Below are 12,425 nucleotides of genomic sequence, written 5' to 3'. Positions count from 1 at the left end.
CGACAGTTTCATAGTGTTTCGGTGGTCATAGCGTGAGGGAAACGCCCGGTTACATTCCGAACCCGGAAGCTAAGCCTTACAGCGCCGATGGTACTGCAGGGGGGACCCTGTGGGAGAGTAGGACACCGCCGAACAAATTTTAGAAAAGGCCCACGCCATCAGGCGTGGGCCTTTTTTGCGTTTAGGGTAAATGGCATGCGCTATGACCTGGTTATCTTCGACAACGACGGCGTCCTCGTCGACAGTGAGCCGATCTCCAACCGGCTGCTGGCCGGCTACCTCACCGAGCTCGGGCATCCGACGTCGTACGAGGACTCCATCCGTGACTACATGGGGTCCGCGATGCATCGGATCCATGACCTGATCGAGGAGCGGACCGGGGAGCGGTTGCCCGAGGACTTCGACGATGTCTTTCATGGGCGGGTGTTCGCTGCGTTCGAGCGGGAGCTGAAGCCTGTGGCCGGTGCTGTGGGTGTGCTGGAGAAGCTGGCTGCCGATGGAGTGTCGTACTGCGTGGCGTCTTCCGGGAGCCATGAGCGGATTCGGGTGGGGCATCGGACGACCGGCCTGGACCGGTGGTTCGAGGAGGCGCGGATCTTCAGTTCGCAGGATGTGGGGCGGGGCAAGCCTGCGCCGGATCTGTTTCTGTACGCCGCCGAGCGGATGGGGGTCGCGCCGGAGCGGTGCGTGGTGGTCGAGGACAGTCCGTTGGGGGTGCGGGCGGCGGTCGTGGCCGGGATGGACGTGTACGGGTTCACCGCGATGACGCCTGCCGACAGGCTCGCTGGTGCCACTCAACTCTTCTCCGACATGGGGGAGTTGGCGGACCTGCTGGTCTGATCCGAGGGCTGACATTTGTCATGCGGAGCTCCGGACGATCGTTTCTACTGGGGCGCCCCGGCCGGGCGGGAAGCTGAGGGCATGACGAAGACGAGCAAGCAGAACACCTTCGGCCCGCTCATCGTGGACGTGGCGGTGCCTGTCGGGTCGTACTACCTCTTCAGGGACGCCTTCGGGATGAGCACCTTCGCGGCGCTTGCCTGGAGCAGCGCGGTGCCGGCCGGGCGGACCGTGTGGAGTGTGGCGAGGGAGCGGACGGTCAATGGGCTGGCCGCTCTCATCCTCGTCGTGAACGCCGTGTCGCTGCTGCTCGGTCTGCTCTCCGGGGACCCGCGGCTGATGCTCGCCAAGGACAGCGGGGTCAGCAGCATCATCGGGGTCGGGATTCTGGTCTCGGTGGCGCTGGGGCGGCCGATGATGACAGCGGGGTTCAAGCCCTTCCTGGTGCGGGGGGACTCGGCAAGGGAGGCCGCCTGGCGGCGGTTGGCCGGCGGCACCGCGGAGGGCTCGGCTGCCTTTCTTCGGGCCGAGCGGGTGTTCTCGGTGGTGTGGGGCGTCGTACTGCTGGCGGAGTGTGTGGCACGGGTCGTCGGGGCGTACACCCTGCCCGTGGACACCATGGTCTGGCTCGGGTCCGTCATCCTGGCCGGTTCGATGACGCTGGCCTTCGTGGTGAGCCGGGTGGTCGCCGCGGAGCCCATGGCGCACCTGCTCATCGCCGAGGTGAAGGTCGCCGAGGCGGCCGTGAAGGCGGAGGTTGCGGTCGCCGCCTGAGTCCCGGTGAGCCCTCCTGAACAAAGCTGAGTGAAATTCATCTTTGGCTGGATCTACCCACGGGTAGCCCGGGGCCCTACGCTCGCCGCCATGACAGATGTGCTGCGGCGCGGTAGGGCCTCGTTGGCGTTCAGCTTTTTCGCCCAAGGGGTGGCCTTTGCCCTGTTGGTGACCCGGATTCCCGCGATCCAGGACCGGTACGGGGTCTCCGACGCGTTGCTGCCGGCCTTTCTGGCCGCCGTGCCCATCCTCGCCGGGGTGGGGAGTGTGTCGACCGAGAAGCTGGTGAAGCGAATACCGCCCAGCCGACTGCTGCGCTGGGCCCAGCCCGTCGTCCTGCTGGCGCTGCTCGGGGTCGGGGCGGGCGATTCGACGGTCGAGCTGGGGATCGCGCTGGGCGCGTTCGGGCTCGCGGTGGGGATGCTCGACGCGTCCATGAACATGCTCGGGGTCAGTCTGCAGCGAGCGTACGGGCGGAGCATCATGCTCAGCTTCCACGCGGTGTTCAGTCTGGGCGGGATGGTGGGGGCGTCGCTGGCGTGGGTGGGGGCGCACTGGGATCTCGCGCTGTTCGTGTCGTATCTGCCGGTCGTGGCGGTGCTGCTGCCGGCCGCGCTCGTGGGGAGCCGGTGGTACGTCGACGGGGGCGCCGAGCCGGTGGAGGACAAGGCCGGCGGTGAGGGCGGGACCGTCGCGTTCAAGCTGCTGCTGCCGCTGTGTCTGGTGATGACCTTCGCGTACATCGGGGACTCGACCGTCTCCAACTGGAGTGCGAAGTACCTCGATGATGTGCTGGGCAGCAGTGAGCAGATGGCGACCGTGCCGTACAACGTCTACATGGTCACCACCTTGATCGGGCGGGGCCTCGGGGACTTCGGGGTGCGGCGGTTCGGGGCCGTGGCGGTGGTGCGGGCGGGGGCCGTGGTGGCCGCGCTCGGGTTCGCGGTGGTGGCTTCGGCGCCCGGGGCGTGGGTCGGGATGCTGGGATTCACCTTGCTGGGGCTGGGGTTGTGTGTGCTGGTGCCGCAGACCTTCGCGGCCGCCGGACGGTTGTTCCCGGGGGCTTCCGACGCCGCTGTCGCTCGGCTCAATGTCTTCAACTATGTCGGGTTTTTGATCGGTTCGCCCTTGGTGGGGGCGTTGGGCGATGCGTGGAGTTATCGCGGGGCGATGCTTGTGCCGATGGTGTTGGTGCTGGTGACGCTTGTGTACGCCCGGTCGTTCGCCGCTCAACCGGACCGATACGGTGGCGGGCATGAGCGGCCGCGCACAGCTGATGTGGGACGAGGCAGTAACGGGCTATGACTTCGGTCCGGACCATCCGATGGATCCGGTCCGGTTGACTCTGACCCGGGGGCTGGTGAGCGCCTTCGGGCTGGACCGGGAGGTGGACGTCGTATCGGCGAAGCCTGCCGGGGAGTCGACGTTGCGCCTGGTGCACCGGGAGGACTACATCGAGGCCGTGAAGGCGGCGTCGGTGGAGCCCGGGGCGGCTGATGGGGCGTACGGGCTGGGGACCATGGATGATCCGGCCTTCGCGGGGATGCACGAGGTGTCCGCCCTGATCGCCGGGCAGTCGGTGGGCGCTGCCGAGGCGGTGTGGCGCGGGGACGCTCTGCATGCGGTGAACTTCGCGGGCGGGTTGCATCATGCGATGCCGGGGGGTGCGTCGGGGTTCTGTATCTACAACGACGCGTCGCTGGCGATCGCGCGGCTGTTGGAGTTGGGGGCCGAGCGGGTCGCCTACATCGATGTCGACGTGCATCACGGGGACGGGGTGCAGGCGGCGTTCTGGGAGGATCCGCGGGTTCTGACGATCTCCTTGCACGAGCATCCTCGGACCCTGTTTCCGCAGACCGGGTGGCCGGAGGAGACGGGGGCGGACTCGGCGCAGGGCAGTGCGGTGAATGTCGCGCTGCCGGCGGGGACCGGGGACGCGGGGTGGCTGCGGGCGTTTCACGCGGTCGTGCCGGAGCTGGTCGCCGATTTCCGGCCGCAGGTGCTGGTGACCCAGCACGGGGCCGATACGCACTTCGAGGATCCGCTGGCCCATCTCGCCGTTTCGCTGGATGCGCAGCGGGCTGTGCAGGTGGCGTGTCACGACCTGGCGCACGAGCACGCCGACGGGCGGTGGGTGGCGCTGGGCGGCGGCGGGTACGCGGTGGTCGACGTGGTGCCGCGGTCCTGGACGCATCTGGTGGGGATCGCCGCGGGGCGGGCCGTGGAGCCGGAGAGTGTGATTCCCGAGGGCTGGCGGCAGGAAGTGTTCGCGCGTACCCGGCAGTTGGCGCCTATGCGGATGACCGATGGTCGGTGGCCGGTGAGTTGGGCCGACTGGGAGGCGGGGTACGACCCCGCGGACCGGTTGGACCAGGCGGTGCTGGCCGCTCGGCGGGCCGTGTTTCCGCTGCGGGGGCTGCTGGCGTAGGGCGGAGGCCTCGTTACGCCAACTGTGCGGTGTTTCTTCGTTCCCCTCCCGTGTCCCGCTTCCGTCCGTCACCATCACTCCCGTGTTGAGCACCGGCGCACTGCGCGCCCATTTGTTGGCTGCTCGTCTGGCTGGACCGGTGGCCACCTCCCGGGAGGAGAGCCTGCGGAGTTATCGGCTTTTCGCCGCTCGTGATCCAAGAGTGCTGATCGGGATCGATCCCGAGTGGACTTGGGGACAGCGGGATTTGATCGGATTGATGGCCGATAAATGTGGGGTTTCTGGCGATCCGAGGCAGACGCAAGGCCATGATGTGATCGACCCTGAGCGGACTCTGGTCGCTCTGGATGCCTTCGCCGAACGGATCGGGGTAGTTGCCCAGCGTGGCGGCACCGTGCTCCTCGGGACCGGGCATCCGCACCGACTGCTCGGGTTCTACGCCGCCTTGGCGGACGCCTTGTCGGCGGCGGGGTGTACCGTCCTCACCCCTGCGCATGGTCGCTGTGTCGACATAACGACCCGGTTCGGTCTACGCACGTACAACCTTGACTACGTACGAGGAGTCGCGTTCGTGCGAGAACCGGGGGTGCCGAGCTCCGGTCGTGCGACCGGCGCACACACGCACTCACCCCTCCCGGTTCGGGCCGTCCTGGCCGCCGCCGCGGACGAGGGTGGCGTCCTTCCCGAGCTGGTCATCGGGGATCACGGGTGGGTCTGCGGGGCAGGTCAGCTGGGGTTTGAGGCCATTGGGCTGGCCGATACCGATGACCCCGCGCTCTTCGTGGGGGAGGCCGAGGGGGTCGTGTCCGTCGTCGTTCCACTTGATGACGCTGTGCGGTCTGATTACTACCGACCGCTTACCCGCTACGTACTCAATCGAGCGTGTCTGTCACAGTAGGCGGCCGATGGGTGCACCTCTTCCCCACTCGCATCACCCGCCCCTACATTGGGGAGTGAGCACGCAACGACGAAGAGTCACCGGAAGGGGAAGCCGGTGGCCGTCGAGTGCGGAAGGTTCAGGTGTGTCATGGCTGCAGCAGGCGAGAGGCCTCTGAACGAGGTTCAGTTCCTTACCGTGGCGGAAGTCGCCTCGGTGATGCGAGTGTCGAAGATGACCGTGTACCGGTTGGTGCACAGCGGTCATCTGCCCGCGATTCGGGTGGGGCGGTCCTTCCGCGTCCCCGAGCAAGCGGTTCACGAGTACCTTCGCGAGAGCTATGTGGGGGTGGAAACCGCCTGATGGCTGTGGGGCGGGGGGATCCTCAGGGCATCACAGGGGTCCCCCTGCCCCCCTCGATTACGAGCTCAGCGCTCAGGCGGGTAGGCTAGCCCCTCGTAGGTCGTATGGGCCCATGGCGCCCAAACGCCGAGTGATGAGAAGTGAGCGAGGGTAGTCGTGGGCTCTGTTATCAAGAAGCGGCGCAAGCGGATGGCTAAGAAGAAGCACCGCAAGCTGCTCAAGCGCACGCGCGTTCAGCGTCGTAACAAGAAGTAAGACGACGCCGCGCAAGCAGCGTGATTTGTGGCCCCCCACCACACCCGGTGGGGGGCCACACGCATACCCGGAATCGGATGCCGGGCTCTGTGCGTACGTCTGACACCGGCTGGCTTGGTCTCGTCGTACGTCTGTGGAAGTCGTCACTTCGTGCATTGGGCGGTTATCACAGCGCAACATCGACCCGCTAGGTTGGCCGCACACGGGGAACACGGCAGGGTACGCGGGGGACGAGTGCTGGAAGAGAGGCGCTGAATCTTGGGCAAGGTCGTGCTCGTGACCGGGGTGGCCCGTCAGCTGGGGGGCCGGTTCGTACGACGGATCCAGCGTGACCCGCAGGTGGACCGGGTGATCGCCGTCGACGCCGTGCCGCCGGAACACCACCTGGGCGGCGCCGATTTCATCCAGGCCGACATCCGGCAGTCCACCATCGCGCGGGTGCTCGCGGAGACCGGTGCCGACACGGTCGTACACCTGGACGTGACGGCCATGGCGCTGGGCAGTGGCAGCCGGACCACGGTCAAGGAGACCAACGTCATCGGCACCATGCAGCTCCTCGGTGCCTGCCAGAAGTCGCCGACGGTCAAAAGGCTCGTCGTCAAATCCAGTACCAATGTCTATGGGTCCGCGCCTCGCGATCCCGCCGTCTTCACCGAGACGACTCCTCCCAAGTCGCTGCCCAGCGGTGGCTTCGCCAAGGACACCGTCGAGGTCGAGGGGTATGTGCGGGGGTTCGCGCGGCGGCGGCCCGATGTGGCCGTGTGTGTGCTGCGGTTCGCCAACATCCTGGGGCCCAGCGCCGATACGCCCCTCGCCTCGTACTTCTCGCTGCCCGTGCTGCCCACCGTGCTCGGGTACGACCCGCGGCTGCAGTTCGTGCACGAGGACGATGTGATCGAGGTGTTGCGCATCGCCTCGCACGAGCCGCGGCGGGGCACGCTCAACAGCGGGACGTTCAACATCGCCGGTGACGGGGTGCTGCTGCTGTCGCAGTGCTCGCGCAGGCTGGGGCGGCCCACCGTGCCGTTGCTGCTGCCGGCGGTCACCTGGGCCGGCTCGCTGGTGCGTACGCTCGGGATGACGGACTTCTCGCCCGAGCAGATCCGGCTGCTCACGCACGGCCGGGTCGTGTCGACGGACCAGATGCGCGAGACGCTCGGATTCCAGCCGAAGTACACGACGGCGGAGACGTTCGCGGACTTCGCGCGCGGCCGCGGACCTGGACTGGTGCCACCGGAGGCCGTCGCGGGGGCCGTCGACCGGATCGCCGCGCTGCCTGTCCTGGGCGGCGGCCACCCCACGACGCAGAGCGCCAACTGAGGAGCGCATCAACGATGGCGGACGCCAAGGTCATTCCGTTCGACGACGACCGGTCCCGCGGGGCTGCCGTACAGCGGCCGTCGCGGCGCCGGAGCGCGGGGAGCAGGCGCAAGGGGGCCGAGCCCGCGGTGGTCCGAGAGGTCCAGCCCCTGCCCAGCGAGGCGCCGGGGCAGGATGATGTCCCTGTGACGCGTGAGGAACAGCCGCCGCAGCAGGCGCAGAACGACGGCGGTATCGAGCGGCGGATCGCGGGCGGGCTCTCCTTCCTGCGGCGCCGGCTCACCGGTGACTACGACGTCGATGACTTCGGTTACGACGAGGAGCTGACCGACCAGGTCCTGATGTCGCTGCTGCGGCCGGTGTACGAGAAGTACTTCCGGGTCGAGGTGAAGGGCATCGAGAACATCCCGGCGGAGGGTGGCGCGCTGATCGTCGCCAACCACTCCGGGACGCTCCCTCTGGACGGTCTGATGATGCAGGTCGCCGTCCACGACAACCATCCCGCGGGCCGGCATCTCCGGTTGCTCGCCGCGGACCTGGTCTTCATGCTGCCGGTGGTCAACGAGCTCGCCCGCAAGCTCGGCCACACCCTGGCCTGCGCGGAGGACGCCCAACGGCTGCTCGGTCAGGGTGAATTGGTCGGGGTGATGCCGGAGGGCTTCAAGGGCATCGGCAAGCCCTTCAGCGAGCGGTACAAGCTCCAGCGCTTCGGCCGCGGCGGCTTCGTCTCCACGGCGTTGCGCAACGGGGCACCGATCATCCCGTGCTCGATCGTCGGCGCGGAGGAGATCTATCCGATGATCGGCAACGCGAAGACCTTGGCCCGTCTGCTCGGCTTCCCGTACTTCCCGATCACGCCGACCTTCCCGTGGCTGGGCCCGCTGGGCGGGATCCCGCTGCCGACCAAGTGGACGATCCAGTTCGGCGAGCCGATCCTCACGGACGGCTATCCGCCGGAGGCGGCCGAGGACCCGATGCTGATGTTCAACCTGACGGACCAGGTCAGAGAACAGATCCAGCACACGCTCTACAAGTTGCTGGTGCAGCGGCGGTCGGTCTTCTTCTGACGTCGCGGCTGTTCCTGGTGGGGTCCGGTGAGTCGGCGGACGGAGTCCGACGCAGCCGTGCGAAGCCCGCGAAGCGGTGCGAGGGCGGCAATGTAAGTAGGTCGCGATGCTGATGTTCAATCTGACGGACCAGGTCAGAGAACAGATCCAGCACACGCTCTACAAGTTGCTGGTGCAGCGGCGGTCGGTCTTCTTCTGACGTCGCGGCTGTTCCTGGTGGGGTCCGGTGAGTCGGCGGACGGAGTCCGACGCAGCCGTGCGAAGCCCGCGAAGCGGTGCGAGGGCGGCAATGTAAGTAGGTCGCGATGCTGATGTTCAACCTGACGGACCAGGTCAGAGAACAGATCCAGCACACGCTCTACAAGTTGCTGGTGCAGCGGCGGTCGGTCTTCTTCTAGGAGTACGACGGTGGGGGCGCCCTTCGAGAGAAGGGCGCCCCCACCGTCGTACCGGAAGGACTAGCTCGCGTCCTCGCCGTCGATGCCCAGGCCGGGCAGGAGGCCCGGGAGGAGGGGCGGGAGCGTGACGTCCGGTTGGGACGGGGCGCTCGTGGACGGAGAGGCCGTGCTGGTGCTGTCCTGGGTCGGGTCGAGCAGGCCCCCGGTGTTGCCGCCGAGGAGGCCGTCGCTCTCGTCGTCGGACGTGGACGAATGGCTGGGACTCTTGCTGCCGTTCGAGCCGCTGCTGTCCGAGGTGCCGTTGCCACTGCTGGGCGCGGCCGAGCGGCCGGAGCCGGACGTGCCGGTGGACGCCGAGCCGGAACCGCCCTGCCGCCGGCCCGGGCCGCCGTCCTGGGCCGGCGGCAGGGGCAGCAGGGACTGCAACGGGGCCACTTCTTCGTCTATGGCCTCGAACACCGACGACACCTGCTGACTGACATCGCCGAGCTGGACCGGCAGCCGGTCGCGCAGCGCGCCCCAGACCTCGCGGTGCGAGCGGGAGAAGGTGTCGAGGGCCTGGATGGGGCCCAGGGAGCCCGGGTCGCGCTCGTACGCCTCATGGAGCAGCCGGTGGCCCTCGGAGGCGTCGTGCTGCATGCCGGACAGGGCGCGACGGATCTCGCCGACGGACTCGTGGTCGAGGTGGCCGCCGCGGTCGCGGTCCATCAGCCGACGGGCCTCGTTGAGACGCGTGGAGGCCTGGTCGAGATAGCCCTGGCCGCGCTCGTCGTCCCCGTCGGACAGATAGTTGAGCTTGAAGTCCTCGATGCCGCGCTTCAAGCCGTACAGCGAGTCGCCCGGGAGGGCGTCCGAGCTGGCGGCGGCGACTCCGCCGAAGGCACCCGCGGCGACCCCGACGCTGAGTCCGCCGGCCGCGAGGCCCTTGGTCAGTCGGGAACGCGGTCGCAGTTTGCCCAGCGGGGACGCCCGGTGCGAACCCCGCGCCCGATGGGAGCGCTGTTCGGGCACCGAAGGATCCGCTGCCTCGCCTCCGGCGGCGCCTTCCTGGAGCATGGCCTCGAACGCGGCCACCAGCTGGGCCCGCTGGACGACCTTGACCGCGGGGTCCAGCTTCGGCCTGGGCAGCTCGTCGAGACATTCCGTAAGGGCCAGCATGCGGCCCTGTTCGGTCTGTTCCGCAGCTGCCGAGTCCGGCGCCGGTCCTTCGGACTGCTCGGCCGCCGGGCCCTGGCCGGACTGCTCCTCCAGGGCCTGGGCGAAGGCGTTCGCCCGCCGGTGTGCCGATACGTTCGCGATCACTGGCGGCACCTCCTCTCGTCATGACGGTCGACTCCCCAGGGGGTCCTGAGGGTTGCACGCCCTGACCTCGTCCACTCGATCGAGTGATCGAAGTCGGCCAGGGAGTGACCACAGGGAGCCTGCATCCCGCACAACGAGCAACGCGGCACTTGGGTTACGGACTGCGGATGATCGGATCGGGAAGTCAACGGACTCTCACTGAGAGCGAGTTGGGTGCTACGGGGCGTGTTCTCTCAGCGGGCGTCGTCCGGGAGGAGCCGGGCGAGGGTGCGCACGGCCCGGTACTGCAGGGTCTTGATGGCGCCCTCGTTCTTGCCCATCACCCGGGCGGTCTCGGCGACCGAGAGGCCCTGGAGGAAGCGGAGTGTCACACACTCCTGCTGCTGTGGGTTGAGGCGGCGCACGGCGCCCAGGAGGGCGGCGTTGGAGAGGGACTCCAGGACGGAGTCCTCCGGTGACCGCTCGACCTCGTTGGCGTCGAGCATCTCGCCGGTCGTCACTTCCAGACGAAAACGGCTGGACTTGAAGTGGTCGGCGACGAGGTTCCGGGCGATCGTCACCAGCCAGGCGCCGAAGTCACGGCCCTGCCAGGTGAAGGTGCCGATCCTGCGCAGCGCGCGCAGGAACGTCTCGCTGGTGAGGTCCTCGGCTGTCGCCTTGCCGCCCACCCGGTAGTAGATGTACCGGTAGACGGTGTCGCTGTACTGGTCGTAGAGGCGTCCGAAGGCGTCGGCCTCGCCGGCCTGGGCACGCTCCACGAGGTCCATCATGCGGGCGCTGTCGCTGTCCGCGGCCGGTCGGCGCGCGGCGGTGGTGCCGGTCGAACGCCCTCTTCTGCCGACAGCCGCGGAACCGTCGGCGAGTGCGTAGCACGGGCCGATCGGTGCCGTGGCTACGGCGAGGGCGGGGACGGCGTACGAGGTGGGGACGAAGCCGCGCAACAGGTCTTGGACCGTTGCGCGCAGCGTAGCCAGGCCCGAGGCGTCAACCCCGACGTGTGGGTACACGGGACTCCCAGAGGCAGAGCTTCCATCACGTGCAGTGCGGGACCGTTCACCCGTCGTAGCGACGGAGGGGTACCGGTTTGCGTCTGAGGAGAATAACGCTTCGTGCAGGCACTGCTACACCCAGTTGCTCAAATCATCGATTACGTCGCTTCTGTAACCGAATGACGCCCGTTCAACTGCCGCAGAGTGACCGGTTATTGATCAGATGAGATCGAGTTCCGGTCATGGTCGGGCTGTGTTGTGGCCGTGTGCCGACAAGAGGACTGGTCGCGCAGTTCCCTGCGCCCCCGGGGTCGTTACCGGCGGCGGCGATGCAAAGCGATGGCGGCCGCTGTGCCGCCCGCAACCGCTCCCACGCCTGCTGCCGCGGGGATGCCGACCTTTGCCGCCTTGCGGCCCGTTCGGTAGTCCCTCAGACGCCAGTCCAGGTTCCTCGCGTGCCTGCGGAGCTTGGCGTCCGGGTTGATCGCGTAGGGGTGGCCCACCAGGGAGAGCATGGGGATGTCGTTGTGGCTGTCGCTGTAGGCGGCGCAGCGGTTCAGGTCCAGGCCCTCCGCCGATGCCAGCGCTCGGACCGCCTCCGCCTTCGCGGGGCCGTGCAGGGGTTCGCCCACCAGCTTGCCCGTATAGACGCCGTCCACCGACTCCGCGACCGTGCCCAGGGCGCCGGTCAGGCCGAGGCGGCGGGCGATCACTCCGGCGATTTCCACGGGTGCCGCCGTGACGAGCCACACCTTCTGGCCCGCGTCCAGGTGGGCCTGGGCGAGGGCGCGGGTGCCGGGCCAGATGCGTTCGGCCATGTACTCGTCGTAGATCTCCTCGCCGATGGACATCAGCTCGGAGACGCGGTGGCCCTGCACGATCGACAGGGCCGAGTCGCGGGCCTCCTGCATGTGTTCGGGGTCCTCGATGCCGGCCAGCCTGAACCACGCCTGCTGCCAGGCGAACCGGGCGAGGTCGCGGGTCTCGAAGAACTTCCGCTTGTACAGGCCCCGGCCGAAGTGGAACAGCGACGCACCCTGCATGACGGTGTTGTCGAGGTCGAAGAAGGCGGCTGCCTTGTCGTCGCCGAGTACCGGGAACACCGGTTCCCCACCTGGGGCGGAGGTCTCCTCGACCTCCTGTGACGACTTGCGCGCGGCCTCCGCCGAGGCCTCGCCTGCCAACACGCTCCGCGCCGTGGCGGAGCGCCTACGGGGAGTGAGCCATCCGAGAGCGGCCATGGCGTGAGCATAGCCAGTTTGTTCGGAGCTTCCGGAGCCGAGAGGTTCGAAGGGTGTGAACTCTCCGCGACCGTGCCGTTAAACAAGCGGATCCCGGCCCGGCGCAGGCCGCGCGAGAATGGCCGACATGAGTCCCATCTTCCGCCGCAGGCCGGCCAAGGCTCCCGAGGACCGGCTCGTCACCCTCATCCGTAAGCCGGGATGTCATCTGTGCGATGACGCACAGATCGTCATCGAGCGGGTGTGCGGGGATCTGGGGGTTCCCTGGGAGCAGAAGGACATCTCCCAGGACCCCCAACTCCACGACCAGTACTGGGAGCAGATCCCGGTCGTCCTGGTCGACGGGGACCAGCACACGTTCTGGCGCGTGGACGAGAAACGCTTGAGGACGGCACTGACCGAGTAGTCCAACTCGCTCGACCCTTCGCTTAGGATCGATGGCGGCTTGGTCCTGGGGGCGGGATTGTTGAGGAGAGTGTGGCGGTTTTGCCCCCGGGAGAGACGCGCGTGACCCCGGTCACGTTGGCCGGGCAAATCGGACACCATCTTTGTGCACGCGTTCACAAAGACA

13 protein-coding genes, 1 rRNA gene and 2 pseudogenes are annotated in these 12,425 nt (G+C 68.0%); 13 read left to right on the top strand and 3 right to left on the bottom strand.

Annotated elements, in window-relative coordinates; genetic code table 11:
• The first annotated feature begins 17 nt into the window (after positions 1–17).
• The 12 genes and pseudogenes from rrf to QF037_RS21215 all read left to right on the top strand — a co-directional run.
• Positions 18–134, top strand: a 5S ribosomal RNA gene (gene rrf / locus QF037_RS21270).
• A gap of 61 nt (positions 135–195) precedes the next feature.
• Entirely contained in the window at positions 196–840 is a 645-nt protein-coding gene (locus tag QF037_RS21265; protein WP_307027576.1) for an HAD family hydrolase, read from the top strand.
• Positions 841–921: 81 nt separating this feature from the next.
• Positions 922–1,614, top strand: a complete 693-nt coding sequence (locus QF037_RS21260) for a VC0807 family protein (protein WP_307027574.1) — start codon at positions 922–924, stop codon at positions 1,612–1,614.
• 90 nt (positions 1,615–1,704) lie between these two features.
• Complete coding sequence (locus QF037_RS21255) at positions 1,705–2,919, top strand: MFS transporter (protein WP_307027572.1); 1,215 nt, start codon at positions 1,705–1,707, stop codon at positions 2,917–2,919.
• Positions 2,870–4,042, top strand: coding sequence for an acetoin utilization protein AcuC (locus QF037_RS21250; RefSeq protein ID WP_307027570.1), 1,173 nt, complete (start codon positions 2,870–2,872; stop codon positions 4,040–4,042). The genes QF037_RS21255 and QF037_RS21250 overlap by 50 nt, the downstream gene beginning before the upstream one ends.
• Before the next feature lie 82 nt (positions 4,043–4,124).
• Positions 4,125–4,940: a phosphatase gene (locus tag QF037_RS21245; RefSeq protein WP_307027568.1), complete on the top strand. Its 816-nt coding sequence runs from the start codon at positions 4,125–4,127 to the stop codon at positions 4,938–4,940.
• Positions 4,941–5,069: 129 nt separating this feature from the next.
• Positions 5,070–5,282: a helix-turn-helix domain-containing protein gene (locus tag QF037_RS21240; RefSeq protein WP_004984898.1), complete on the top strand. Its 213-nt coding sequence runs from the start codon at positions 5,070–5,072 to the stop codon at positions 5,280–5,282.
• A 156-nt stretch (positions 5,283–5,438) separates the two neighbouring features.
• Positions 5,439–5,537: a 30S ribosomal protein bS22 gene (locus tag QF037_RS21235; RefSeq protein WP_003948845.1), complete on the top strand. Its 99-nt coding sequence runs from the start codon at positions 5,439–5,441 to the stop codon at positions 5,535–5,537.
• A 258-nt stretch (positions 5,538–5,795) separates the two neighbouring features.
• Positions 5,796–6,857: an NAD-dependent epimerase/dehydratase family protein gene (locus QF037_RS21230; protein WP_307027567.1), complete on the top strand. Its 1,062-nt coding sequence runs from the start codon at positions 5,796–5,798 to the stop codon at positions 6,855–6,857.
• Positions 6,858–6,871: 14 nt separating this feature from the next.
• Entirely contained in the window at positions 6,872–7,924 is a 1,053-nt protein-coding gene (locus QF037_RS21225; RefSeq protein ID WP_307027565.1) for a lysophospholipid acyltransferase family protein, read from the top strand.
• A gap of 106 nt (positions 7,925–8,030) precedes the next feature.
• Positions 8,031–8,123 (top strand): annotated as a pseudogene (locus QF037_RS21220) (glycerol acyltransferase); the annotation flags it as partial.
• A gap of 106 nt (positions 8,124–8,229) precedes the next feature.
• Positions 8,230–8,322, top strand: a pseudogene (locus QF037_RS21215) (glycerol acyltransferase); the annotation flags it as partial.
• Positions 8,323–8,382: 60 nt separating this feature from the next.
• On the opposite strand, the gene QF037_RS21210 reads toward QF037_RS21215, so the two are convergent.
• The 3 genes from QF037_RS21210 to QF037_RS21200 all read right to left on the bottom strand — a co-directional run bounded on the left by QF037_RS21210 (position 8,383) and on the right by QF037_RS21200 (position 11,854).
• The gene (locus tag QF037_RS21210; RefSeq protein WP_307027563.1) at positions 8,383–9,624 is read right to left on the bottom strand and encodes a DUF5667 domain-containing protein; all 1,242 of its coding nucleotides are present in this window, start codon (positions 9,622–9,624) and stop codon (positions 8,383–8,385) included.
• Positions 9,625–9,857: 233 nt separating this feature from the next.
• Positions 9,858–10,631, bottom strand: a complete 774-nt coding sequence (locus QF037_RS21205; protein WP_307027561.1) for an ECF subfamily RNA polymerase sigma factor, BldN family — start codon at positions 10,629–10,631, stop codon at positions 9,858–9,860.
• Between the two features lie 296 nt (positions 10,632–10,927).
• Positions 10,928–11,854: an HAD family hydrolase gene (locus QF037_RS21200; protein WP_307027559.1), complete on the bottom strand. Its 927-nt coding sequence runs from the start codon at positions 11,852–11,854 to the stop codon at positions 10,928–10,930.
• A 118-nt stretch (positions 11,855–11,972) separates the two neighbouring features.
• Between QF037_RS21200 and QF037_RS21195 the strand changes: the two genes are divergently transcribed.
• Positions 11,973–12,260 (top strand): glutaredoxin family protein, encoded by a 288-nt coding sequence (locus QF037_RS21195; RefSeq protein WP_307027557.1) that lies wholly within the window; start codon positions 11,973–11,975, stop codon positions 12,258–12,260.
• Positions 12,261–12,425: the final 165 nt, after the last annotated feature.

The organism is Streptomyces canus, assembly GCF_030815415.1.
GTDB classification, from domain to species: domain Bacteria; phylum Actinomycetota; class Actinomycetes; order Streptomycetales; family Streptomycetaceae; genus Streptomyces; species Streptomyces canus_F.
This window is presented reverse-complemented; position numbering and strand designations above follow the sequence as displayed.